Annotated in this window: 20 protein-coding genes and 2 pseudogenes; 11 read left to right on the top strand and 11 right to left on the bottom strand. The window is 67.5% G+C overall.

Going from position 1 to position 24,264, the window contains the following annotated elements; all coding sequences use genetic code 11:
* Positions 1 to 238: 238 nt before the first annotated feature.
* Both ACFYXF_RS47810 and ACFYXF_RS47805 read right to left on the bottom strand, forming a co-directional pair.
* Positions 239 to 1,210: an SMP-30/gluconolactonase/LRE family protein gene (locus tag ACFYXF_RS47810; protein ID WP_389359900.1), complete on the bottom strand. Its 972-nt coding sequence runs from the start codon at positions 1,208 to 1,210 to the stop codon at positions 239 to 241.
* Between the two features lie 511 nt (positions 1,211 to 1,721).
* Positions 1,722 to 2,252, bottom strand: coding sequence for an ester cyclase (locus tag ACFYXF_RS47805; RefSeq protein ID WP_389359898.1), 531 nt, complete (start codon positions 2,250 to 2,252; stop codon positions 1,722 to 1,724).
* Positions 2,253 to 2,383: 131 nt separating this feature from the next.
* Here ACFYXF_RS47805 and ACFYXF_RS47800 point away from each other — a divergent pair, with 131 nt between their 5' ends.
* Positions 2,384 to 2,890: a MarR family winged helix-turn-helix transcriptional regulator gene (locus tag ACFYXF_RS47800; protein ID WP_389359896.1), complete on the top strand. Its 507-nt coding sequence runs from the start codon at positions 2,384 to 2,386 to the stop codon at positions 2,888 to 2,890.
* A gap of 513 nt (positions 2,891 to 3,403) precedes the next feature.
* On the opposite strand, the gene ACFYXF_RS47795 is transcribed toward ACFYXF_RS47800, so the two are convergent.
* From ACFYXF_RS47795 to ACFYXF_RS47775, 5 genes are all read right to left on the bottom strand, one after another.
* Positions 3,404 to 4,531: an alcohol dehydrogenase family protein gene (locus tag ACFYXF_RS47795; RefSeq protein WP_389359894.1), complete on the bottom strand. Its 1,128-nt coding sequence runs from the start codon at positions 4,529 to 4,531 to the stop codon at positions 3,404 to 3,406.
* Positions 4,532 to 4,556: 25 nt separating this feature from the next.
* Positions 4,557 to 6,002: an aldehyde dehydrogenase family protein gene (locus ACFYXF_RS47790; RefSeq protein WP_389359892.1), complete on the bottom strand. Its 1,446-nt coding sequence runs from the start codon at positions 6,000 to 6,002 to the stop codon at positions 4,557 to 4,559.
* A 23-nt stretch (positions 6,003 to 6,025) separates the two neighbouring features.
* On the bottom strand, positions 6,026 to 6,814 hold the full coding sequence (locus ACFYXF_RS47785) for a thioesterase family protein (RefSeq protein WP_389359890.1): 789 nt from the start codon (positions 6,812 to 6,814) through the stop codon (positions 6,026 to 6,028).
* 1 nt (position 6,815) lies between these two features.
* On the bottom strand, positions 6,816 to 7,715 hold the full coding sequence (locus tag ACFYXF_RS47780; protein ID WP_389359888.1) for a nitrilase-related carbon-nitrogen hydrolase: 900 nt from the start codon (positions 7,713 to 7,715) through the stop codon (positions 6,816 to 6,818).
* 206 nt (positions 7,716 to 7,921) lie between these two features.
* On the bottom strand, positions 7,922 to 9,628 hold the full coding sequence (locus tag ACFYXF_RS47775) for a PucR family transcriptional regulator (RefSeq protein ID WP_389359886.1): 1,707 nt from the start codon (positions 9,626 to 9,628) through the stop codon (positions 7,922 to 7,924).
* A gap of 844 nt (positions 9,629 to 10,472) precedes the next feature.
* Between ACFYXF_RS47775 and ACFYXF_RS47770 the strand changes: the two genes are divergently transcribed.
* A complete protein-coding gene (locus tag ACFYXF_RS47770; protein ID WP_389359884.1) occupies positions 10,473 to 11,702 on the top strand; it encodes an NAD(P)/FAD-dependent oxidoreductase in 1,230 nt (409 codons plus the stop codon).
* A 12-nt stretch (positions 11,703 to 11,714) separates the two neighbouring features.
* Positions 11,715 to 12,683: an NADPH:quinone oxidoreductase family protein gene (locus ACFYXF_RS47765; protein ID WP_389359882.1), complete on the top strand. Its 969-nt coding sequence runs from the start codon at positions 11,715 to 11,717 to the stop codon at positions 12,681 to 12,683.
* 50 nt (positions 12,684 to 12,733) lie between these two features.
* Here the strand turns inward: ACFYXF_RS47765 and ACFYXF_RS47760 are convergent, their stop codons facing one another.
* A complete protein-coding gene (locus ACFYXF_RS47760; RefSeq protein WP_389359880.1) occupies positions 12,734 to 13,360 on the bottom strand; it encodes an SDR family oxidoreductase in 627 nt (208 codons plus the stop codon).
* Positions 13,361 to 14,063: 703 nt separating this feature from the next.
* Here ACFYXF_RS47760 and ACFYXF_RS47755 point away from each other — a divergent pair.
* The 5 genes from ACFYXF_RS47755 (at position 14,064) to ACFYXF_RS47735 (ending at position 20,480) form a co-directional block, all read left to right on the top strand.
* Complete coding sequence (locus tag ACFYXF_RS47755; protein ID WP_389359878.1) at positions 14,064 to 15,641, top strand: ABC transporter substrate-binding protein; 1,578 nt, start codon at positions 14,064 to 14,066, stop codon at positions 15,639 to 15,641.
* A 117-nt stretch (positions 15,642 to 15,758) separates the two neighbouring features.
* A complete protein-coding gene (locus ACFYXF_RS47750) occupies positions 15,759 to 16,700 on the top strand; it encodes an ABC transporter permease (protein WP_389359876.1) in 942 nt (313 codons plus the stop codon).
* Positions 16,697 to 18,652 (top strand): dipeptide/oligopeptide/nickel ABC transporter permease/ATP-binding protein, encoded by a 1,956-nt coding sequence (locus ACFYXF_RS47745; RefSeq protein ID WP_389359874.1) that lies wholly within the window; start codon positions 16,697 to 16,699, stop codon positions 18,650 to 18,652. Before ACFYXF_RS47750 ends, ACFYXF_RS47745 begins: the two co-directional genes overlap by 4 nt.
* Positions 18,649 to 19,923, top strand: a complete 1,275-nt coding sequence (locus tag ACFYXF_RS47740) for an ABC transporter ATP-binding protein (RefSeq protein WP_389359872.1) — start codon at positions 18,649 to 18,651, stop codon at positions 19,921 to 19,923. Before ACFYXF_RS47745 ends, ACFYXF_RS47740 begins: the two co-directional genes overlap by 4 nt.
* Before the next feature lie 137 nt (positions 19,924 to 20,060).
* Positions 20,061 to 20,480, top strand: a complete 420-nt coding sequence (locus ACFYXF_RS47735) for a CocE/NonD family hydrolase C-terminal non-catalytic domain-containing protein (RefSeq protein ID WP_389359870.1) — start codon at positions 20,061 to 20,063, stop codon at positions 20,478 to 20,480.
* Here ACFYXF_RS47735 and ACFYXF_RS47730 read toward each other — a convergent pair.
* Positions 20,470 to 20,968, bottom strand: a pseudogene (locus ACFYXF_RS47730) (glycoside hydrolase family 3 N-terminal domain-containing protein); the annotation flags it as partial. The gene ACFYXF_RS47735 and the pseudogene ACFYXF_RS47730 sit on opposite strands and share 11 nt — an antisense overlap.
* A gap of 79 nt (positions 20,969 to 21,047) precedes the next feature.
* Between ACFYXF_RS47730 and ACFYXF_RS47725 the strand changes: the two are divergent.
* From ACFYXF_RS47725 to ACFYXF_RS47715, 3 genes and pseudogenes are all read left to right on the top strand, one after another.
* Positions 21,048 to 21,432: pseudogene (locus tag ACFYXF_RS47725) on the top strand (glycoside hydrolase family 3 C-terminal domain-containing protein); the annotation flags it as partial.
* Between the two features lie 111 nt (positions 21,433 to 21,543).
* Complete coding sequence (locus tag ACFYXF_RS47720; protein ID WP_389359868.1) at positions 21,544 to 21,714, top strand: hypothetical protein; 171 nt, start codon at positions 21,544 to 21,546, stop codon at positions 21,712 to 21,714.
* A 270-nt stretch (positions 21,715 to 21,984) separates the two neighbouring features.
* Positions 21,985 to 22,248: a YciI family protein gene (locus ACFYXF_RS47715; RefSeq protein ID WP_389359866.1), complete on the top strand. Its 264-nt coding sequence runs from the start codon at positions 21,985 to 21,987 to the stop codon at positions 22,246 to 22,248.
* A gap of 45 nt (positions 22,249 to 22,293) precedes the next feature.
* Here ACFYXF_RS47715 and ACFYXF_RS47710 read toward each other — a convergent pair whose 3' ends face one another.
* Both ACFYXF_RS47710 and ACFYXF_RS47705 read right to left on the bottom strand, forming a co-directional pair.
* Positions 22,294 to 23,346, bottom strand: coding sequence for an NAD(P)H-dependent flavin oxidoreductase (locus ACFYXF_RS47710; protein WP_389359864.1), 1,053 nt, complete (start codon positions 23,344 to 23,346; stop codon positions 22,294 to 22,296).
* 82 nt (positions 23,347 to 23,428) lie between these two features.
* Positions 23,429 to 24,208, bottom strand: coding sequence for an SDR family NAD(P)-dependent oxidoreductase (locus tag ACFYXF_RS47705; RefSeq protein ID WP_389359862.1), 780 nt, complete (start codon positions 24,206 to 24,208; stop codon positions 23,429 to 23,431).
* Positions 24,209 to 24,264: the final 56 nt, after the last annotated feature.

Below are 24,264 nucleotides of genomic sequence, written 5' to 3'. Positions count from 1 at the left end.
GGCAATTCCGACCAGTCGGCACTGACCCGCGCCTGCCGCCGCTGGTTCTCCGCTACCCCCAAGCAGATGTGCGAAGGCGCCGGTCCGCGCCTTTCATACACGTCATCCCATGCGCTGTCCGGTTGAATCCCGCGGCAGGAGTAGACGCGATGCGACAGGCGCCGTATTCCCCGGCAACTCCTGGATGGCGAAGAACCAGCTGGAAATAGACGGCGGGTCGCCTACGTTGAATGCCCTCTTACCGGGACTGGGCGGGGATGGATACCACGGTGTATTCGGCGTTCACCGGCGAGGGGATCGTGAAGCGGGCGTTGGGCAGGTAGAAGCGGTCGCCGAAGCGCGCGATGGCGGTCGGAGTGTCGAAGCGCGGGTCGGTTCGGTGCGCGGTGACACGGCCTGCGCTGCCTGCCTTGTTGAGCTGGACCACGGCGACGGTGTTGCTCAGGTTCTGCACCACGTAAAGGGTGCTTCCTTCGCGGCGCATCCCGTCGCCGAAGGTCAGGTCGTCGCCGCTGAGGTCGACTCTCGTGGCGATGCCGGTGAGGGGGTCGATGCGGAAGAGCAGCCCGGTGTTGCTCTGCACGACGAGCAGCGCCTTGCCGTCCGGGGTTCGCGCGATGCCGTTGGCGTTGAACCCACTCTGGAACGCGATGTCACCACTGAGGGGTATGGGGACCACGTCCGCCTGCGAGGGCAGGGCGCCTCGGCGGCCGAGGGGAAGCCTGTAGAGCACGGGAATGAACGAGTCGGTGAAATAGGCCGCGTCGCGGGTGATGACCGCGTCGTTGATCATCGAGGAGCCTTCGGCTCCGAGCCGGTAGGTGGTGACGACTCGCCCCGTGGCCGGGTTGATCACCCTGGCGGTGCCTGCCTGCCCGCCCGCGACGAACAGGCGCCCGAAGGCGTCGAAGGTGATGCCGACCGCACCCGTCCCCGGTCCGGGGGTGAGGACCCGACCTGCGCCGGTTACCAGGTTGAGGCGGTACACATCGCCGTTGGCCAGGGAGGTGATGTACGCGGTGGGATCGCTGCCGATCGCGATGCCCTCGGGGAAGAAGCCGGTCGGCAGCGTGATGGTTTCGGGAAAGAGGCTGGAGCCCTTCGGCGGCTGGGACGGTGTGGCGGCTGCCGGCGAGGTGCCCACGCCGACTGCGGTCAGAGCCGCACCGGCGCCTGCGAGGGTCGCCAGGAATGCTCGACGGTTTTGCATGGATTCTTCTCCGTTGACATTGGACTGGCGTGTGCCGGTGTTCCGGCGCACGTCGACAGGGATCTGCAGGGACAGGCCATGCCCCGCGTCGGCGGAGAGGGACACGGTGGCGGGCGTACAGGCCGGCACCGGGGCAAGCCACTCCCCAGGTCCGATCAGGCCGACGGTCGCCGTGGACCGGGAAGCGGCCAAGGGCTGCGAGGGGGGGGCAAGTGGCCCGGAGTGGGCCACCGTCGATGACGTAACCGCGGATGTGGCAGTTCGAATGCTGGTTACGGGTGATGCTGGAGCGGAGCGGCAACCGCCCCGGCGGTGAGCGGGGCCAGGGAGCCTGCTGCTGGTGGAAGTGGCGCTGCTGGTTGCGGTCCGCTGCCGCACCGACCTGACCATGTGTCAACCCGCGCCGCTGTTCGCCGGGTCGGCGGCGAAGGTGAGGACCGCCTCCCACGTCGGCACCGTTCACCGGCACGCCGCATGATCCCAACCCGCCGCCGCAGACGCCTTGGCCCGGTCACGCGGTGGGAGAGGCCAGGACGCCGAGCTGGACCAGGGCCGAGGCGGTGTCGTCGAAGGCCCACTCCTCGCTGATCTTCCCGTCGGTGATCCGCCAGATGGTCGCGGACTCCCAGCTCAGTTGCTTGCCGTCGGCGGGAACGCCCAGCAGGGAGCCACGCACCGTCGCGGTCACGAGGTACCGCACCGTGACGAGATCACCTTCGGCGAGGATGTCGAGCTCCTCGGCGTTCAGGTCGGGCATCGAGTCGACGAACGAACCGATCAAGCCCACCAGGCCCTCCACCCCCGAGACAGTGCCCATGAAGCCGCCGTGCCAGACGAAGTCCGGCGTCATGAACTTGGCCGCCAGCTCAGGCCGGTGACCGTTGAACACCTGTGCCGTGTAGTCCCGCACGAGTTGCTTGTTGGCCTCTGTCTTCTTCCCGTGGCGCTTGGGGGGCGTGGCGGCGTGACTGGTGGTGGCCCCGGAGACCGATGCGGCGCCGACGGCGGCGCCGGTGCCGAGGAGCGAACGGCGACTGACCATGACTTCCTCCTGATGCCGAACATGAAGTCACATGCGAGTCGTTACTCACAGTGATTTTATTGTCGCAGCAACAAAATAGTCCCGCTCGGTTGTTACGTCAACTACTTCCGGCGTGTCCGTAGGATGTGTCAGTGACTGAGCTGCCGGACCGGACAACCCCCCTCGATGTCGACGAAGAGGCCGCCTGGCGGGCCTTTGCCCGGGCCGTGCTGGTCGTGCCACGAGTCCTGGAGGCCGACCTGCTCACCGGGTGCGGGCTGAGCCTGGTCGAATACGTCGTTCTGGTGAACCTCTCCGAGGCCCCCGGACGGGCCCTGCGCATGAACGAACTCGCAGCCGAGTCGGTCCTGTCCACCAGTGGCACGACCCGCGTGGTCGAACGTATGGCCCGGCAGGGACTCGTGGAGCGCCGGTCGGCCGAGACCGACGGTCGTGGGCTGATGGCCGTCCTCACCGACGCTGGGCTGCGTCGGCTCAAGGAGGCTTACCCGCACGCGCTGGCCAGCGTGAGGAGCAACGTCATGGACCACCTCGCCGGCCTCGACCTCGCCGCGTTCGCCCGCGCGGTTGGCAGCTTCGCTGCGGACCGGGAACAGCCCACCGCCCGCGGCCGCCGCCCCACGCGTCGGCAAGGTTGACATCCGATCAGACGCCGCATTTTGTGGGGCAAGGCAGAACGCGAGTCGTCAACCCGCCTGGGCCGCACGTCGAGACGCAAACGGGAAGTTGATGTATCAGCTCTGGTTCAGCGTGTCTCGCTGGAGGAAGCGCGCCTCACGTGTGCCCGCGATGTCGAAGTCGGAGGAGGGGCGTGTGTATCCCATGAAGAAGCATCTCATTCGCATGATCGCTGCAGGCGCGGCACGCTGGCAGTGACCTCCGGCCCGGCCTAAGCAGCGAGTCAGCCGCCCCGGTGCCGGCGGATGCCACCGCCTGCACCCCCATCTGCTGCCGCCGACTCGCCGATGGAGATGACCTCAAAGGTCGGGACCGCAACCGCGCCCATGAGGGCTGGGGCTGTCAAGCCGCACGCTACGAGTCCGGTGATGCTCGTGTTGTCAGCGGGCGGGATGGACCGGGCTGGCGGCCAACGGGGTTGCTGGACTGATGGGGAGTCATGCATGGGCCAGTCGGCTGCGGCGGCTGTCAGCTCACGTCGTGACCACGAGCTTGCCGATGTGCGTGCGCTTCAGCAGCCTTGCCTGGCCTCGAGCGAGGTCCTGCAACGGGAACGCCTCCTCCAGGAGCGGCTGAAGTCGGCCGCTCTGGATGAGATCCACCAGCCGGGAGAACGTCGCCGCGGTCGGATTGGTGATGCCAAACATCTCGAGGTCCTTGTAGATCAGGTCGCGCAGGTCGATCCTCGTGACGGGCCCCGCGATCGCACCGGCGGTGGTGTACCGGCCGCCGCGGCGGAGCGCTTTCAGCAGCACGTCGAACACCGGCCCGCCGACGACGTCCGCGGCGACGTGGGCGCCTCGTTCACCGATGACGCCCTCGATCTCCCGCAGTATGTCGTCGCTCTCCCGGGCGACGAACTCGTGGGCCCCCAGCGCGCGAAGCCGCTTTTCCTTGGCGGCGCCGGCGATGGCCACGACGCGTGCGCCGCGCAGGCTCGCCAACTGGATGAGCGCCGTTCCGACACCGCCGGCGGCACCGGTGACGACGATGGTCTCGCCGTCCGCCAGCCGGGCGCGTTGCAGCATCTCCTCCGCCGTGTCGTACGAGCACGGGAATGTGGCCAACTCGGCGTCGGACAAACGTGAGTCGATGCGGTGGGCGTTGCCCTCGGGCACTGCCACATAGTCCGCGTAGCCGCCGTCGCGCTCGCTGCCCAGGTACTGCACCAGCTGTGCGTGCAGTGGCAGTTCGGCGTCGCGGACCGAGGGGTCCACGATCACCCGCTCACCGATGCGTGCGGGGTCTCCCCCCGGCCCCACGCCGGCGATGTGACCCACCACCGCGGCGCCCTGGATCCGCGGAAAGTCGACCGTGGAGCTGTTCCACGAGGATGCCGCTCCGTCCGACCTCCCCTGTATGCCCAGTTCCTCGGAGACCGCGGACTCGACGACCGCGTCGTACCAGCCCGTCCGCGTGTTGATGTCCGTGTTGTTCATGCCGCAGGCACCCACCCGGACCAGCACCTCCCCCTCCGCCGGTGCCGGGGCGGGGTAGTCGTCGCGGAAAACGAGCTTGTCGATACCGCCGTGGCCGGTCAGTACAGTGGCCCGCATGGTCGCGGGGACGGCAGGTGTGTTCACCTGTGTACTGGAACTCATGGAATGATTGACGTCCATTTCTCGGCTACTTCGCGAGCTCGGGATTGACCATCACGTGCTTGAACTTGGAGTACTCGTCGATCCCGTGCGGGGACAGCTCCTTGCCGTATCCCGAGTTCCGGAAGCCGCCGAACGGCATTTCCGAAGCGACGAAGATCTGCTGGTTCACCCACACGGTTCCGAAGTCGAGCTCCCGCGTGAAGCGCATGGTCCTGGCGAGGTTGGTGGTCCAGACACTCGCCGACAGGCCGTATTCGACCCCGTTGGCCATGTCGAGCATCTCGTCGTCGCTGTGCCCGCGCTGAATCGTGATCACCGGCCCGAAGACCTCGCGCTGGATGATCTCGTCCGACTGGTCGGCGTCGGTGATGACCGTGGGGGCGTAGAACCAGCCCGGGCGGTCGAGCCGCTGTCCGCCGATCCGCACGGTCGCGCCGTTGTCGCGTGCGCGGTCCACGAAGCCGGCGACCCGGTTCAGCTGACGCTCGGAGATAAGCGGACCCAGCTCCGTCTCCGGGTCGGAGGGGTCCCCGACGCGGAGCTTCGCTGCAGCTTCGCAGTAGGCGTCGACGAACTCGTCGTACGCCGCGTCCTCGACGATGATGCGGCAGGCGGCCGTGCAGTCCTGGCCGCTGTTGGAGTATCCGAACTCCACGAGGTCACGCGCGGTCTCACGGATCGGGCTGTCGGCGAAGACCAGGACCGGAGCCTTGCCCCCGAGTTCGAGGCCGATCCGCTTCAGAGTCCGTGCGCCCGACTCCGCGACGGCCTTTCCGGTCGCGACGTCTCCCGTGAGCGAGATCATCCGGATGGCGGGGTGCGCGACCATGGACTTGCCGGTGGAGGAGTCTCCCAGTACGAGGTTGAGCACGCCCAGGGGGAGGAACTGATTCGCGATGTCGACGAAGAGGATGGTGCTGGTGGGAGTCAGCTCCGACGGCTTGATGATCACCGTGTTGCCGGCGGCGACGGCGGCAGAGATCTTCCAGGCCGCCATCAGGAGGGGATAGTTCCACGGGGTGATCAGGCCGACGACACCGATGGGCTCGCGGCGCACCCACGAGGTGCTGTTGTTCGCGTACTCGCCGGTGGCGGGAACGGCAGACGTGCGCGCCGCGCCGGCGTTGAAGCGGATGATGTCCCACACCCAGGGCATGGCCCCCTGGGCGACCGTGATCGGCTGGCCGACGTTCTCGCTCTCGAGCTGGGCGAATTCCTCTGCTCGTTCCTGGATCACGTCAGCGATCTTGAGGAGGATTTCAGCGCGTTCGGCAGGAGGGGTGTTCCCCCACGCCTTCGCGGCCGCCGCTGCCCGCTGCACGGCCTCGTCGACATCTGCCTCCGTCGCTGTCCGATAGGCGGCGATCGCCTTCTCGGTGGCCGGGTCGACGACGACCGCGGCGTCGGTGTCGGTGATGTCTGCTGCGAACGCCGCCGCGGCGCTCCGGTGTTCGGCCATCGGATTGCTCATCGTTGCCGCTCCTCGTGAATTGGTTATGCCTGGTTTCGCCAGTTGACCGGTGTGATCGACAGGAGGAGACGCGTGCCCGGAACCGCTCCGTAGCGGACGGTGGTGCCTCGGGGCAGGACGATCAGCTCTCCTGCCTCCCCGGTCAGCGCGACGTCGACGCCGTCCTCCACGACGAGGAACTCCGCCCGCCCGTCGAGGACATAGACCGTCTCCTCGTACTGGAGCGTCCACGGGTCGCTGTGCCCCGGCTCGTCGAAGGTCATGAAGTAGGTGCCGAGTTGGTCGAGGCCGGAGTCCGCGGTGCGATGCTCGATCTCGGCGGGGCCGAAGCGCTTGACCTCGGCCGGCGCGAAGGCCGGCTTGGAAGCGTTGGGGCGGGTCATTTCTGTCTGTCTCCTCGACTGTGAAGGCTCTGCGGCGATGGAGTCACGGAGCGCCTGCGCGACGTCCTCGGGCAGCGGGCGCGACCGCGCGGCTGTGGCTTCGACATTGACGTAGACCAGCTCGATCTCCGCGATCTTCGTTCCGTCACACGTGACGGCCATGTCGAGCTGGAAGCTGGACGTCCCCACCCGCCGGCACGCGACGTCCACGTCGAGGACGTTGTCGAAGCGGGCCGGTGACTGGAAGGTCTGCCGCGCGCTCACCACCGACGGGTCGGTTCCGCCCTCGACCAGCTTCGCGTAGGGCCAGCCGAGTTCGCGGAAGAACTCGGTCATGGCGACGTCGGCCAGCTCCAGATAGCGGCTGTTGAAGAGGAAGCCCTGCGTGTCGACCTCGTGGTTGCGCACCCGGTGCGTGTGGGTGAACACGTCAGGCTCCCGCTTCCGCCAGGAGCTTCGCGTACAGGTCGGGCCGCTGGAGCGCGAGCCCGGGCGCTTCGGGGTTCGCCCGCGAGGCCTGTAGGAGGTCGTGGTCCAGGGACACCACCACCAGGTCCTCCTCGGAGGACTCGGCCTTGGCCAGCACCCCGTCGTTGATCCCGACGGTCCTGTCGACGGGTCCGGTGACCAGGGCGTTGCCGGCGGCGTGCATAGGCGCGTCCGCCGGTAGGCCGTTGTGGCCGATAAGGGGCGACATCGCGACGTAGAGCTGGTTCTCGATGGCGCGTGCCTGGCATCCGGTGCGGACTCGATGCACGCCTCGTCGGTTCCAGGTGAGCGAGGGGCACAGGATCAGGTCGACCCCCTTGCGCACGAGGTACCGGGACAGCTCCGGGAACTGGATGTCGGCACAGATGAGCACCCCCGCGGTGAACGGCCCGATCCTGGTGACCAGCAGTTCGTCGCCGCCGCGGGTGCCGAGCGCGTGTTCCTGTGGCGTCAGGTGGGTCTTGTCCTGGGACTCGACGCGGCCGTCGGGGTGGACGACGAAGGCGGTGTTGCGCAGCGAGCCGTCGCTGTGCACGCGGTTGTGGCTGCCGCCCGCCACCACGATGTTGTGGTTCTTGGCCATGCTTCGGAGGCCGTCGACGATTCCGTCGGTGAAGGTGGGCAGGACGTCCCAGTAGTCGGACCGGATCGTCGCGGTGGTCACGTCGTGGTCGGTGATGGATCCGAGGAGCCCGGTACTGGCGAGTTCGGGGAAGAGCACGACCTCCGCGTTCTGGTGGGCTGCGCGGCGCACGAGATCCTCGGTGTGGGCGAGGAATTGATCGAGATCCCTCTCGGGGCGCAGTTCGAATTGGGTGACGGCGACGTTCAGCGACACCATGATTTCTGGGACTCCTTTTCCGGGGATGACCGGAGGCTGGGCGATGGCCTCTGCCCTAAAAGGCTCCGTTGCCGCCCGTAAAGCCGACCGTATCGGCTCTGTCGCGGCTGCTCACTCGTCACTTATGACAAGGGCCGAGTACGTTCCCTGGAATCCTTCCAAGCCGCCTTGCGCCGGTTTCGGCGGTTGCGGATGAGGAGACGTGGTCAGCGTTCCGGCCCGAGCGCCGCCCCGAAACCTGCTGAGAGGGCCAGCCCCCGTTGCGGGTCGGCGAGCACGCTGCCCGTCGCGCCGGCGCCGCGGATCTCTCCGGTCTGTTCCTCCCGGTCGGAAGGTCTGATCGGGCGCTGATCCCAGGACTCCGCCTCCACCATGGAAAGCGCGGTCAGCGCGAGGAACAGGGACGAGACCGCAGATGGATCCCGCAGGCTCAGGTCGAGGGCAGATTCGATCTTCGAAAGGCGGTAGCGCAGTGAGTTGTGATGTACGGCCAACGCGTCGGCCGCAGTCATGATGTTCTGCCGGTGCTCGAAGTAGGTGGAGAGGGTGGCCAACATGGTCTGGTTGTCCTCCAGCGGGCGGAGAAGTTCCCTCGCCCACTCGCCCATCCGGTCGAGGCCGACGTCTGAGAACAGACGGGTGGCGAAGTCGAATTCCTCGTAAGCCATCAGACGCCGCCCCGTGCCGTCGCGGCGCAGCACGCGGAGGGCGAGTTGGGCGTCGTGGTAGGAGTCGACCACGTGCCCGACGCCGGCCGTGTCCCGTCCGATACCCAGCACCAGGCCCTCCGTCGGTGTGCCCGCCTTGACGAAGGCACGTCTGACGGCGGACGAAGAAGCCTGCACGAGGCCGACCAGGGCGGATTCCCGCAGGACAAGAAGATGGGGGAGACCTTCGCCGACCAGCGTGCGTTGCAGACCGGCATGCAGCGACTCCAGGGCGGCCACGTCCCGGGCGGTGGTCACGCCGAGGGCAGGCTCCGCGACGACCACCCGGGTCTCCTGTTCGAAGGACAGCCCCAGAGAGGCGATGCGTCCCGCCAACTCGGCGTCGTGGCGCTCCAGACGCAGCGCCAGGGCCTCTTCGAGTACGGCGCTGCGCACCGCCCGTTCCTGGCGCTGGGCGGCGAGTTCGATCTGGAGGCTGGTCTCGGCGAGCGAGGCGGCGATGTACAACGCGGCCTCGGAATACTGGTCCGGGAAGGCCGGTCGACGGCCGGCCGCGACGAGCCAGCCGGTCCGCTCACCGGCAGAGGCGCTGGTGGCGATCCTGACCGCCATGCCGTACCAGCCCTCGACGGTGAACCTCTGGGCCTCGCTCTGGGTACGTGCGATCTCCGGGAAGAGCAGCGACAGGGGCAAGGGCCCCGAGGCGTGTTCAACGCCGCCGTGGCTGTCGACGAGTGTGACGACCGCGTTGCAGATCTTGGCGACCCGCGCGGTCAGTGCCCGCAGCGGATCGGGTTCGGTCAGCGCCTGGGTCAGCGAGCGCTGCAGTGACGTCAGGCGCCTGGTCGGTGTCTCGTCGGCTCGCGCGGTCGAGCGGGCGATCTCGGCGATGAGTTCCGTGGGATCGACGTCATCAGGAAGGCCCAGCAGGATATGGCGGCCCACAGCGCGCTCCAGGCCCTTGGGCGGGGCGCCCGGCGGCAGCCGTACGGCGATGACCCTGGAACCGGGCAGCTCGAGGGCGTCGGCGACACCGCCGAGCAGATCGCTACCGGTGGCGGGACGGGTCGCGGCTACAAGGACGACGTCTTCACCGACCTCGGTCAGACCGGCGCCTCCCAAGGCCAGCCGTGCTCCGTGCACCGGCCGGGATTCCGCTCCCGCCCGGTCCACGAGCAGGGTCAGCCGCAGCCGCTCGTTGCCGAGGAGGTCGCCGAGCGTGCAACCAGTCCCGTCATGCGTCATTTGGAAGGTTCCCTACGTCAGTGTGGAACGTTCAGCCACCTACCAGCGGACCATGGTGTTCCGGACAGGCTAGGCAATGACCGGTCAGGTGGTATCAGGATATATCTCAAGAACCTGTTGTGCAGTGATGAGAATTCCAATGGGGCGGAGACGCGATCCCGGCTACCGTCGGGCGTGAAATACCCAGACGCCCGAAAGGGATGGCTACGTAGATGGAGCCGCAGCACCCCGGAGCGTTCGAGCCTTGTCGGCGGTCGGCCGTCAGCCAGGTGACACCTGAGAAGGTCTTCGTCCGGGGCTACGAGCCGGAACCTGGTCGTCGGCCTGGCCGCGGCGCCCATCGCGGTAGCCAAGCACACCTCGGCGACCGAGGACACGCCCCGGTCCATCACCTCCGCCCCCGCCCGCTTCGAGGAGTCGGGCAAGGACATGGACGCCGTCGACGAGGCTGCATCGATGGTCGAGCGCCGGCAGCGCATTCCAGGCCTCTGACACCCGGCCTTCAAGAAGGTGGACCCGCGTGCGGCGATCCTGCGTTCCCTCGCTGTAGAGGAGCGGCTGTGGACCGAGCTGGTGCGGCTGTCCGGGGCGATCCATCGCGCGTTCACCGCCTGGCCCGGCAAGTGCGACGTCCCCGTAAACGACGTGGGCGTCAGGGCATCGTTGCTTGTCGGCCTCGGCCAGGCGCCCCCGGATCGTTGCCGACCACGACGTGGCCTAGGAGATCCCGGGAAACAAGGACTTCGCCACCGAGCTGAAGGAAGCAGGGCGGCCCGCCGGGCAGTGGCCACTGCCCACGGCACTTCGTATGATCCACCGGACCAAAGGCGTGCAGGGAGACAGCATGGACCAGCTTCGAGCCCTCGACACCGCCGACATCGTCGTCGTCGGTGGCGGCATCGTGGGCCTGTGCACCGCGTTCGAGCTCAACAAGCGCGGATACGACGTCATCATCGCCGAGCAGCGGATGTTCGCCTTCGGTGCCTCCGGTCGCAACTCCGGGGCGATGTGGCTCCAGACGCGCCGCTCCGGCACGGAACTCCAGCTGGCCCGAAGCGGCCTGGAACGCTACGCGGAGTACGAGCGGGAACTCGGACCCACCTTCGAGTTCCGCCGTCATGGCGGGCTGTTCTTCTACGAGACGGAAGAGCAGAAGACCGTGCTGAAGGAGTACGTCGAGGACCGTGCCGCCGCCGGTCTCGACATCTCACTGCTCGGCGCGCGCGAGGCCCTGAAACACTCCCCGGTGCTCCCGGAGTCCGCCATCGGCGCCGTCCACTGCGCCGACGACGCGCAGATCGACGCCCAGGCGTTCGCCCGCGGTCTGGGGGCCGCCTGCCTGCGCCGCGGCGTGCGGGTCTACGAGAACACCGCCGTGCTGGGCACGCTGCGGCGCGGCGACTCGGTCATCGGCGTCCGTACGGTGCGCGGCGACATCCACGCGGGCGGGGTGGTGTGGGCGTCCGGCGCATGGTCGGTGAACCTGCGGTCGGAAGGCATCGACCTGCCGATCGAGACCTCGCGGGTGGGCCAGCTGGTCACCCAGCCGATCGCCTACACCCCGGGGCCCATCCTGCGCGGCCCGCGTGGCGTGGCCTGGTGCGGGGCGCTGACCGACCTCACCGGCTACGACCCCCGGCTCTTTGCCGCGCCCCAACCGCCCGGCGCGGACGGCGACTTCGGCTACGACGACACGCTCGTCCAGAACACCGAAGGCGCCCTGGTGGTCGGCAACAGCATCGACGGCACGGGCTCCCTCAACCCGCACATCAGCATGTCCGCCACTCATGCCTTGATCAACACGACGCTGGACCGCGGCACCAGGCGCGGTGAGCTGGGAGTCACGGGACTGTGGGCGGGACTGGTCGGCCGAACGCGCGACAACCTGCCCATCGTGGACCGCGTCGAGGGCATCTACGTCAACACCGGTCACTCCTACGGGGTGGCGAGCGGCCCGGCCTGTGGCGAGATCCTCGCCCAGCTGATCGTCGACGAGCCGAGTCCCCTGCGCGCCGCGCTCGCCGTCGACCGTCCCGGACTCCAGGCCGGGCATGCCGCGGCCCCGTCCTGGTAGCCGGAGGCACTGATGAAGGGTGTGGTGCTCACCGCGTTCGAGGGCCCCGATGCCCTGGCCGTACGAGAGCTTCCGGAACCGGCGGCCAAGGAGGACCAGGTCCTCATCGACGTCGAATGGGCGGGTGTGACCTTCGCGGACCTCCTGCAGACGCGCGGGGAGTACCAGTCCCGTCCGCAACTGCCCTTCATCCCCGGCTGGGAGGTGTCCGGGACGGTCCGCGCGGACGCCGGCGGATTCCGGGCCGGTGACCGCGTGGCGGCTGTGTCGGTCACTGGTGGCTTCGCCCGGACGGTCGCGGTCGACGCGCCGATGGTCTTCCGCCTTCCGGAGAACGTCGACACCCGCAGCGGGGCGGCCCTGCCGCTGAACTACCTGACGGCGCACTTCGCACTCCTGCGCCGTGGTGCTCTGCGGGCCGGTGACGTCGTCCTTGTCCACGGAGCCGCGGGCGGGGTGGGGAGCGCGGCCTGTCAGGTGGCCGCGGCGTACGGGGCGCGCGTCATTGCGGTCGTGTCCAACGAGGAGAAGGCCGAACTGGCCAGGTCCCTGGGTGCACACGAGGTTGTGGCGGCCGGTGGATTCCTCGACGAGGTCAGGACCCTCACTGACGGCCAGGGGGTCGACGTCGTGGTCGATCCCGTCGGCGGGGATCGCTTCCTTGACTCGCTGCGTTCGCTGCGGCGCGGTGTGGGGCGCCTGCTCGTTCTGGGATTCGCGGGCGGGGGCATTCCGACAGTCAGAGTAAATCGTCTCCTGCTGACCAACACGGCAGTGCTCGGCGTCGGAGTCGCAGAGTACTGGCGGCAGGATCCGCAGGCCGCCCGGGCCCAGTGGCACGAGCTGCTGCCGCTGCTGAAGTCCGGTCGGCTGGACCCGCCCATCTCGGCCGTCTTCCCCCTCGAACAGGCGGCGGCCGCCCTGCGGCACCTGGACGAGCGCACAGCTCTCGGCCGGACCCTGTTGATAGTGCGTGCCTGACGACACCCCCGAGGTGTCGTCGAGCACGCGCGTGTCCCAAGTCCCATGGCTCAGCGGATGGAGGAGCCGATGCCGATACCGCCATCGACATCGAGGACGACACTGGTGATGTAGCGGGCCGTCGGCGAGCGCAGGAAGGCGGCCGCCTCCGAGATGTCGGTGGGTCCCCCCGTGTGCCGCATGGGGCCCTTGCCGATGAGCTTTTCCCGGGCCTTGTCGTTCATCGAGGCCGGCATGGGGGTCTCGATCAGACCCGGCGCGATGGCGTTGACGGTGATTCGTTGCCCCGCGGTCTCCAAGGGGATGGCCCGGGTCAGGCCCACCACGCCGGCCTTCGCTGCGACGTAGTTGGCCTGACCGAAGTGGGCGTGGAGTCGGTGCCGCCTGTCGCGGCGTCGCCGCCGGCGACTCGTTCCGCCAGGCCACCGTGGCGCTGCGCACCGGAGGCCGCCTGGCACAGCTTGGCGTCCTGGGCGTGTGGAGCGAGCTGGGGGGCTTGGGGCCGCCTCAATTCCCGGGCTCAGCGAAACACTGACGGGAGTCGACCGTGTCGCCACGCCTCGGCCCGTCGAAGTGATGCGCCCCGTGCTCGTAGGCGGGATTCCGAGCGGATGCCGCGAACCTTCCTTCGCTGCTCCTCGATCTGTTGAAAAGTGCAGATGCCGGTGGTGCTGCATGCGTCAGACGCTTCAGTCGCTGTCCCGCTGCCTTCGCACGTGGAATCTCGCTGCCTCGTCACTGGGTTCCACGGCCAAGGATCATGCCGGATTTTCGTAACACTTCCAATGGTTCGTGGACGCCGTCGGCTCTTAACTGTGCGCAACTCGCCGGGTGATCCCCATCTCATTTGATTCACCACGCCCGCGATGGATTCCCCAGCCGACCCAACGGTCGGTGCAACGACGCATTCCGTCGCCGCCCGGGACATCCCGGACCATGGCAGGAGCAGACCATGCAGCGCAGAGCAAAGGTTGTCGGACCCCGCTGTGAAAGCCACTCCACGGCACCTGTGTCGCGGAGTGGCTTTCGGACGTCTGTTGGAACCGGTGACGCTCGCTACTTCCCAGCTGTCAAGGCGGCTTGGTTGTCGACTGTTCGGCGGCGCGAACCGACACGAGATCAAAGCGGTCACACGCGCCCTTGGGGGCGTGCTGGATGGGTGTCCCTACGCGTTGGTTCGGCATCTGTAGCACTTCTGCGCTGATTGCCTCGTCGTCTGTTCGCAGTGATGCAGGACACCAGCATTGTTCATACCCCGGTCATGCGCCGGCGGTCGCGACCGACCTGGGTGGGTCGCCTACAGCGATGGCGATCTGACCCTCGGGCCCGGCAAGCAGTTCGCGCGACCGGCACACGACACAACCCAAGGAGAGAAAGCGCATGTTCGGACTGAATAAGGGCGCGTCGCGCGCGACCCCGCGGCGTCTCCGAAGACTGACGGGAGTGGCCGTCGTGGGAGCCCTGGGCTCGGCCATGTTGGCAGCGTGTGGGGGAAGTGGTGGGGCATCGGCCGCGTCGGACACCCTCACGGTCGCGCTCCCGAGCTATACGCCGCAGAACTTCGACCTTCCCACAAACTGTTCGAGTCCGGTTTTCGAGCTCGCCTACGAACCGCTGATCCGGGTCAACTCGAACGGTGAGTACGAGTCGGGAATCGCCAAGTCCTGGGAGTACTCGGACAACAACAAGGTCTTCACCATGAAGATCCGCTCGGGCATCAAGTTTGCCGACGGCACCGATGTCACCGTGAAGTCGGTTGTGGACACGCTCAAGTACTACAAGTCGGTACCCGGCCTCAACGACGGGTACCTGAAGCCGGTGACCGTCGAGGCAGTAGGCACGGACTCCGTCCGCCTCACGTCCAAGCAGCCGGCGCGGACGATGGAAAGCCTGCTGTCGAGCGGCGGTTCCTGCAACAACGGAATGATCATCAGCGAGGCGGGGCTGAAGGATCCGTCGAAGATGAAGACCGCGATGTTCGGCGCCGGCCCCTACGCGTACGTCGCCGACGAGAGTGAACCGGGCGACCACTACACCTACACGCCCAACCCGAAGTACTACGACAAGTCGCGCCAGCACTGGAAGAAGATCGTCCTCCGTGTCATCGGTGACGCGAACACGGCGTTCGACGCGCTGGCAACCGGGCAGGTGCAGGTCAACACGGTCGGCGGCGAGACGCTGCTCGACAAGGTGAAGTCGAAGGGTTTCGACGTCACGGAGGGACGTCCATGGGGGTTCGGCCTCATGTTGTGGGACCGCGAGGGGAAGGTCGCGAAGCCACTCGCTGACGTTCGCGTCCGGCAGGCCATGGCCTACGCGCTGGACCGTGAGCAGATCGCCAAGGTCGTCGGTCCCGCGACCAAGCCGCTCGACCAGTTCGGCCTCCCGGGGCTCACGGGTCACGATCCGGCGCAGCCGACCCGGTACTCCTACGACGTGGACAAGGCGAAGCAGCTCCTCGCCAAAGCAGGATATCCCGACGGCTTCACAGCGACGATGCTCCTGGACTCCGATGACCCCGACGCAAAGAACGGCGTGTCCGCCGCAGTCGAACAGCTGTCCAAGGTCGGCATCAAGATCGAGCTTAAGTCGTCGCCGGAGACCACGTTCTTCACTGACCTGGCGTCCGCGAAGTACCCGATCGGAGCCATGTCCTGGGCGCTCCTGGGAGACATCCCCACTGAAGCCAACCGGCTCTACAAGCTGCCGTTCTCGGCGGTTCTGAATCCCATGGGATCGGTCGACCCCGAGCTGGACAAGGCCTACGAGAAGTTGGCGACCTCCGACGACGCCACCGTCGGGGAGCAGGCGAAGCACTTCAACGAGTTGATGACGGAGAAGGCGTGGTACGTGCCGATCTCCTCCTCGCCGAAGTACGTCTACTCGAAGGGCGTCGAGATCGGCAAGCCGGCGACGGACGGCGAGTACGACGTGACCTCGTGGAAGCCGAAGGGCTGATCGAGCCGTCCTGCCACCCGCTTCCGGGGCGAAGTTCCATGCCCCAGAAGCGGGTCCTCGACTTGAGTGACACCCGCTGACCCGGGACAGACACTCACCGAACCGGAAGGAGAAGCCATGCTGGGAGTTGTCGTGCGGCGCGTGCTGTTGGCGATCCCGCTGATGCTGGTCATCTCGCTCGTTGTCTTCGTGCTGGGCTCGCTTGCGCCCGGAAGCCTCGCTGAGTCGATCCTCGGCAGAGGGGCCACGCTCGAGAAGATCAAGGAACTCAATGCGACCTTGGGCGCCGACCGACCGCTCCTCGTCCAGTACTTCACATGGCTGAAGGGCGCGGTCCAGGGCGACCTGGGTACCTCCATCGTCAGCGGGCGACCGGTGACTGACGTCCTGGCCGCGCGCATGCCGATCACGCTCTCGCTGGCTGTCATCGCGCTCCTGCTGATCATTGTGCTGGGCGTCGCCGTCGGCATGGTGGCCGCGGTCCGTGGTGGCGCGCTCGGACGTGGTGTCGAGATCGTCGCGGTGCTGATCCGCGGGCTCCCGAGCTTCTGGATCGCCATGATCGCCGCGCTTATCTTCGGCGTGAACCTGAGGTGGTTTCCGGTCTCGGGCTACGTCACCTTCGGTGACTCGCCATCCGGCTGGGCGACGTCCCTCGTGCTCCCGGTCACCGTGCTCGGCCTGGGCGAATCAGCCCTCGTCGCGATCGTGACGAGGGCCGAGATGCTGGCCGCGATGCGCAGCGACTATGTGCGCAGTCTCCGGGCCAATGGCTACCCGTGGAAGCGGATCGTGTTCAAGCACATTGCGAAGAACGCTGCGGGTCCGATCCTGACCATGGTCAGCCTTGTCTTCGTTGGTCTCCTGGGCGGCACCATCCTCATGGAGCAGATCTTCGGCATGCCCGGTCTCGGGACCCAGATGGTGCTCTCGACCGGTACCCATGACCTCCCGGTGATCCAGGGCCTGGCGGTCTTCTACACAGCGATGGTCATCGTCGTCTTCCTCATCACCGACATCACACATGGTCTTCTCAACCCGAAGGTGGTGGCCCGATGAGTGTCGCTGTCGAGACCGTCTCCGCCGAAGCCGAGGGACGTGCTGCGGCAAAGGCCGGGGCCGGGTTTCTGTCCCGCCTCCTCCATCAGCCTGTGACCGTGGCGTGCAGTATCGTCCTCCTGATCATCGTCCTGGGGACGATCTTCGCGCCTGTCCTGGCATCGTCGGGTCCACTTCACCAGGACCTGCTGAACACCTACGCAATGCCATCCGTCGACCATCTTCTTGGGACTGACCAGCTGGGCCGTGACATCCTGAGCCGCGTCCTCTACGGCGGCCGCGTGACCCTCCTCGGCATAGTGCAGGCAGCCACCGTCTGTACGGCGATCGGCATGGTGCTCGGAGTCTCCGCAGGCACGCTCGGCGGCTGGGCGGAGGTGCTGGTCATGCGGCTCAGCGACCTCTTGATGGCGGTTCCCGGTCTGGTCATCCTCCTGGTTGTCCTGTCCATCTTCGGCCAGAACGAATCTGCTGCAATGGTGACGCTCGGCGTGATCCTGTCGCCGACCCTGATTCGCGTCGTCTACGCGGCGACCGTCGCCGTACGTGAGGAGCCCTACGTAGCTGGTGCGAGGGTGGCCGGACTGTCCAGCGTGCAGATCATGCGCCGGCACATCCTGCCTGCCGTGGCAGGCCCGGCTCTCACGCAGATCAGCATCGTTGCCGCCGTGGCCTGTCTCGCAGAGGCAGCGATCGGCTTCCTCGGCCTCGGGGTGGCGCCGCCGGCTCCAAGCTGGGGCAACCTCGTCACCGATGCCCAGCACGCGATCGTTCTGCAACCCTGGATGCTGGTTCCGACCGGCGGGATCATCGCGATTGTCGCGCTCGCTCTCACGCTGATCGGAAACGGGATCCGCGACGCCTACGTCGGCCGGTCCAGCGGGTCGGTCAAGGCCTATAGCTGGCGTGCGCTCACCGCTCAGGTGACTCGTGACGCGGCGGCTGCCCCTGCCGTGGCCCAAGAGGGCACGGCGCCGCTCCTGAAGGTCGACGGACTGAGCGTCAGCGTTCCGAAGGGCAAGCACGAACTGAGGCTGGTCGATGGCGTGAGCTTCGAGGTACGCCCCGGTGAGGCGCTCGGCATCGTCGGTGAGTCGGGCTGCGGCAAGTCGGTGACGATCTCGGGCGTGCTGCGGGTTCTGCCCCTGGGGGCTCACCTCCGTGCCCGCTCCGTGAGCTTCGAGGGCGCTGAGCTGACCGCGTTGAACGAGCGCGAGCTGAACCGTTACCGCGGGCGCAGGATCGGTTTCATCTCGCAGGAGCCCATCTCCAGCCTGAACCCGGCCTTCACCGTCGGCCACCAGATCGCCGAGGCCGTTCGCCTCCATCGCAATCTCGGCAAGGCCGAGGCGCGTCGCGTGGCACACGAGCTGATGGCGCGGGTTCGACTCCCGGAGCCCGAGGTCGTCGCTCGAAAGTACCCTCACGAACTCTCGGGCGGAATGGCACAACGGATCGCCATTGCGCGCGCACTCGCGGGAGAGCCGGAGCTGCTGATCGCCGACGAGCCCACCACGGCTCTCGACGTATCCGTACAGGCGGAGATCCTCGACCTGCTCCGCGACCTGCGAGAGCAGACCGGGATGGCACTCATCCTGGTCACTCACGACTGGGGTGTTGTCGCCGAGACCTGTGACCGCGCGATGGTGATGTACGCCGGTGAGGTTGTCGAGACCGCCGACGTACGGACGCTCGTGCGGGCGCCCCGACACCCGTACACCCAGGCGCTCCTTCGCTCCTCGTCCGTTGGCGTGGCGCCGCGTCAGATGCTGCCGACGATCGCGGGATCGGTCCCCATACCTGGATCGTGGCCCACCGGTTGCCGGTTCGCCGACCGCTGCGAGTTCGTCGAGGAGCGGTGCAGGGCGACTCCTATCGCTCTCGTCGCTACATCGGAGGAGACCACCGCACGATGTGTGCGCGCTGAATCGAAGCTCGAGGGGGCGAAATGAATCCGCTGCTCGAAGTCCGGAATCTTGGTGTCGTCTACCGCGGTCGCGGCAGACGCAAGGACAAGGTCGCCCTCGACGGTGTGAGCGTCGAAGTCGGCGCGGGGGAGACCCTCGGCCTGGTCGGTGAGTCAGGTTCCGGCAAGTCGACGCTTGGTGGGTGCGTGCTGGGTCTGGTGCGCCCGGCGAGCGGCAGTGTGGTGTTCGACGGTCGCGACATCACTCGCCTGCCGGCACGCGCTCGGCGTGCGCTCGGCTCGCAGATCCAAGCGGTGTTCCAGGATCCCTACAGCTCGTTCAACCCGCATCGGACGATCGAACAGAGCGTGGCGGAGACGCTGACGAGCGTTCACGGCGTGTCGCCGGACGAGCGACGTGACCGCGTGATCGCCATGCTGGAGCGCGTCGGCCTCGATCGCTCCGCCCTCGCGAAGTTTCCTGCGCAGTTCTCGGGAGGGCAGCGTCAGCGCATCGCGATCGCACGGGCGCTGCTTCCGGAACCCCGACTCGTGGTCTGCGACGAGTCGGTCTCCGCGCTCGATCTCTCGGTACAGGCTCAGGTCCTCAACCTGCTGCTCGAGCTGCAGCGTGAGCTCAGGGTCGCTTACCTCTTCATCACTCACGACCTCGCAGTGGTGCGTCACATGAGCACCCGTATAGCGGTTCTTGAGCACGGTCACCTGGTCGAGCACGGTGATGCGGAGGAAGTCACCGGGAACCCGCAAGAGCCGTACACCCGCCGTCTGCTGCTGGCTTCGCCCCAGGCAGACCCCGATCTCCAGGACGCACGTCGTCGGGCGAGGCGGGCGGTTGCCGCCCTGGTAGCGGACGCGGCCGGAGATGACCGCGACCGTGCCGGACGGGCGCTGGCGGCGCTCGAGCGCCAGGCTGTCGCCGAGACACTTGCCCAGCCCGACCGGTCGACAGTCGTGCTCGAGGTCGCTCTGTCTCGGTTCGCCGAGGATCCCGACGACTTCGAGCGGTTCGTCGACCTGCGGTCGGCGATTCTCGAGCTCTCACCGCGGACCAGCGCTGACGCCATGCCCGACCCGGCCAGGTCGCGCATCGACGATGCGCGGCGGCGGCTGTGCAATGCCCACGCCAGCCGGGGCGATGTCGGCGACGTGGTGGCCCGGATTCGTGAGCTCTCGGCAGCTGTTGGCGCCGGAGACGAGGCCGGAGTCCAGGCGATCGCGAGCTCGCTCGAGCCTGTGCTCCCGTTCGACGATCGGGCCGAACCAGAGCGGACCAAGCGAACGGGGGTGGCCGGATGATGACGAACCTGGACACGCGCGATGCGCAGCTCGGCGAAGAGGACGAGTGGGGAGCCTTCTTCAACCTCGACGTCTCGGGGAAGGATCGCGCCGCGTACATGCGGGTGTGGGATTGAACGACGGACTACGTCCTCGGTGTGGACTCGTTGCCGCAGGAAGGGGCCACAGGGGCAGTTGCTGCGGTTTCGGTGGACCAGCCACACGGTGTACGCCGGTGTGGATCGCGATGTCTGGCTCTGTCTTCCCCGCGGAGTCGAGAGCCACGACGGAGTGAACCTCATCGTGTTCCAGGACGGGTCGTCGTACTTCGGCCCCAGGTCAACTCGGTGGTTCGGTTGTGCGACGTACATCCAGATGGCACGTCTTACAACCTCTGCGACGGCGTCGCACGAGTGGCCGCGACCGCGGGCGAGGCGAATGCCGTCGAGGTCGACCTGTGGTCGAGCAGCATGCTGTCCAAGAAGGGGCACCGGATTTGGGTTCAAGTGACCTCGAGCTCGTTTCCCCGCTGGGACCGCAACCTGAACACACGCGACGGCTTCACGAGGCGTTCTTGACGATGGCCTCGAAGGGGCGAGGCACAACTCGCGCAAGGCTTGCTCGCCGACCATGTTGTTGACGGTGAAGCGGTCGGTCTCGGCATCGTTGGCGACGAAGTGCTTCACCGTCGTGCCGGCACCTCCCTCCTGGACGCCGAGGACAAAGCCGGTGCCGATCTCGCCGGTGAGGTACGGGTCTTCCGAGTACGCTTCGAATGACGTCCGCCGAGCGGCGAGCGGTGCAGGTTGACGGTCGGTGCGAGCAGGACGTGCACGCCCTTGCGGCGGGTCTCCTGAGCCAGTGACCGCCCGACTCGGCGGGCGAGTGCCGGGTCCCAGGTGGCGGCAAGAGCCGTGGGGCTGGGCACCGCGATCGACGGGTCGTCCGATGTCCACCGCACACCCCGGACACCGATCGGACCATCCGACATCACCAAGGAGCCGAGGCCGATTTCGGGCAATGCAGGTAGCGACCACATGTCCTGCCCCGCGAGCAGGCTTGCCATGGCGTCGAGATCGAGCCTGGTCAGCGTCCTCAACGGCGATCGTGTGCCGGCGATCGGTCATGATGGCGAGCCTCTCTTGTTGCGGCTACCGGGCCGCCAGGATGAGCTCGTACGCGCCGTTGCCTCCGTCAACCGTCGATCCATTGTGGTCGTCAACTCCGGCTCCCCGGTAGAAATGCCATGGCGCAACGACGTCTCGGCCGTACTGCTCTGCTGGTTCCCGGGCCAGGAGGTGGGTAATGGGCTGGCGGAAGTGCTGCTCGGCGGGGCCGAACCGGGTGGGCGGCTACCCACCACCGGCCGGTGCGGCTGGAGGACGTTCCTGTGAGCCGGGTCGTACCAGAGGGCAGGCGCTGTCCTACGACGAGGGGCTGTTCATCGGGTACCGCGCATGGGAGAGGGCCGGCGTGGAGTCGGCCTACGCGTTCGGGCACGGGCTGGGGTACACCGAGTGGTCCTACGAAGGTGCGGCCTACGAGGCGGGTGAGGGCCCAGTACTTGGCACCATCCAGACGCAGGAGCCGGGATTCGCGGACCTGCCGCTGGACTAGCGCAGCTACATCACCCGCCGGGCGGTGGCCGGCCACTACATGGTCGTCCAGGGGACCGAGGCCGATCCGGCCCACCTGGACGTGAGTCTGCACTCCTGGAACTCCACCCGCACACCCGCCTCGGACCGCGACCGGACCAGGTCAACTACGCCCCCGGTGGGTTCGGCCGGCTCGTCACACCGCGAGCGTGGCTGAGTACCTGGTCGGGGCTGTCCACCCGGGCCACGCTCATCGAGTCACTGAAGGCGGTCCACGAGCCGCTCCTCCTGATCAGCCTCACGTCGGACAATCGCGGCTTCCCCGACGCCAGCCAGGCACAGCTGGACGCCAGCCCGGCTGAGGACAAGACGATCCGGTTCGTGGAGGCCGAGCACTTCGCCACCCTCCTCCCGAAGAGGGAAGAGGCCGTGCGACTCGTCGTCCAGTGGCTCGCTCCGCACTTCCCGTCGCGATCAGGAGATTGACATGAAGCAGTTCGTCGTGACGAAACTCCTCGTAGGCCCGCCGGGCCCCGAGGCCCAACAGGCCTTCCTGGCCGAACTCCTGCAGCAAGGCACCCTCGTGATGTCCGGACCGTTCAGCGACGGTCGGGGCGGGATGGCCATCCTGACTGGTGACTCGCTCGAAGCAGTGGAGGACCTCTACCGGGAGAGCCCCGTCGTCCGCTCCGGCGACGCGGCAGTCGACGTGCGCGAGTGGAACGTTCTGCTGGGTTCGACCTGGCAGTGAAGCCCCGGCCTGCGGATTCAGCCCCTCCTAGACCGACCGGGTACGTCAGTCCCGCGGGGCGATCCGCCGCAGAATGGTCTCCGCCTGTGCGGCCATCTGCTCGACGATCTGTCCCGCGGGGGTGATCTCGTGCACCAGCTGGATGGTCTGGCCGGCCGGCATCATGCCGAAGTCCAGGTCGCCGTCCTGGTATCCCGTCTCCACGCGCGATCCCGCGACGGCGTACTGGGCGGGAAAACCGGAGGCCTGTGCCCCGGAGGTCTCCCACTCGCTCGTCCATCGGTTGGTGAAGGCGCGCATCCGCTTGCCGCTGTAGGAGTGGGTGATCGTCGTGTCCTTGAACGTGCCGTCGACGACGCGCTGCTTGAACGCGGTGTGCCCGAAAGCCTCCGGACTCGCGATGAACCGGGTGCCCACCCAGGCGCCCGCTGCGCCCAGCGCCAGCGCCGCGGCGAGGCCGCGGCCATCCGCGATGCCGCCCGCCGCCAGGACGGGCTGGTCCACCTCGTCGATCACGGCCGGAACGAGGGTCATGGTCGACGCGTACCCGGTGTGGCCGCCCGCCTCGGTGCCCTGGGCGACGATGAAGTCGACACCGGCGGCGCTCGCCTCGCGGGCCTTGCCGACCGAGCCGACCAGTGCGAAGACCTGGATGCCCCGCTCCTTGCACTCCCGGATGAACCACTCGGGCGTGGCGAAGGTCAGCACCACCGCAGCCGGAACCGCGTCCAGCACGATCTGCACCTGATCGGCCACGGCACCCGGCGTCAGCAGCGCCTCGATCCCCGCCAGCTTGGTGCGCTCCTGGTCGTCGAGCGAGTCCCACAGTTCGCGCACCGGCGCCCACTGCTGCTGGTCCTCGGTGGTCAGGGCATCCGGCAGCAGCAGATTGGCCGCGTACGGCTTGTCCGTCCCCTTCTTGATCTTCTCGATCTGGTCCCGCAGCGCGTCCGGCATGAAGCCGGCACTGCCGAGACAACCCAGGCCTCCGGCGTTGCTCACCGCCACCACCAGTTCCGCCTGGGCCACGCGCGCCATCCCCGCAGAACAGATGGGGTGGGCGATGCCGAGAGTCTCGGTGAGTGCCGTCTGTATCACGGGTAGGACCTTTCGGCTCGATCGGCGGGTGGTGGCTGCCTGACTGCTGCTGATGTGTACGTCCCTGGGCGCGAGGGCGGCTTCAGGTGGCGCTCCATCCGCCGTCGACGTGGATCACCTGCCCATTGACGTAGGAGGCTCCGTCGGAGGCCAGGAACAGCACGACCGAGGCCACTTCGCTGGGGTCGGCGGAGCGGGCCGCGGGGATGAGGAAGTCCATGATCTCGGGCGACACCCCGATCCCGCGGTTCTGGGAGGACACGAGGTCGCCGAGGAGTTCTTCCGAGGTTGCGCGGAGATTGGTCCGGATGACACCTGGTGCGACAACGTTGGCCGTGACGTTGTGCGGACCCACGTCGATTGCGAGGCGGCGGTGGAGGCCCTCGATACCGGCCTTGGAGGTGACGTAGGCGAGACCGTCGGCGGCGCCGCGCTGACCCGCGACGGAACCGATGGAGATGATCCGGCCGAACTTCTGGCCGATCATGGCCTTCGCGGCGGCACGGCAGCCGTTGAACGTGCCGGTGAGGTTGACCGTGATGACCTTTTGCCACAGTTCCGGGGTGGTCTCCAGCACGTCGGCGTACCCGTCGAAGACGCCCGCGCTGTTGACCATGACGTCCAGGGAACCGGTGGCTTCGACCACTTCGTCGACGAGCGCGCCGACACTCTCGTAACTGCTCACGTCGATGACCCGCAGGTGGAGCGACGAGGGGGAGGACAGCTCGGCCTTCGTCTCCTCCAGGCGCTCCTGGGAGATGTCACTCGCGAAGACCTCGTACCCCGCGTCGACGAAAGCACGGGCGATACCCCGCCCGATGCCGGAGCCTGCCCCAGTGATGATGACGCTTGGTTTGTCCATGCCTGTGACTGTAGAGAGCCTCTGGCGCGGCTCTGAAGTGGAATCCTCATGAGACG

The organism is Streptomyces sp. NPDC002680, assembly GCF_042889145.1.
GTDB classification, from domain to species: Bacteria; Actinomycetota; Actinomycetes; order Streptomycetales; family Streptomycetaceae; genus Streptomyces; species Streptomyces adonidis.
This window is presented reverse-complemented; position numbering and strand designations above follow the sequence as displayed.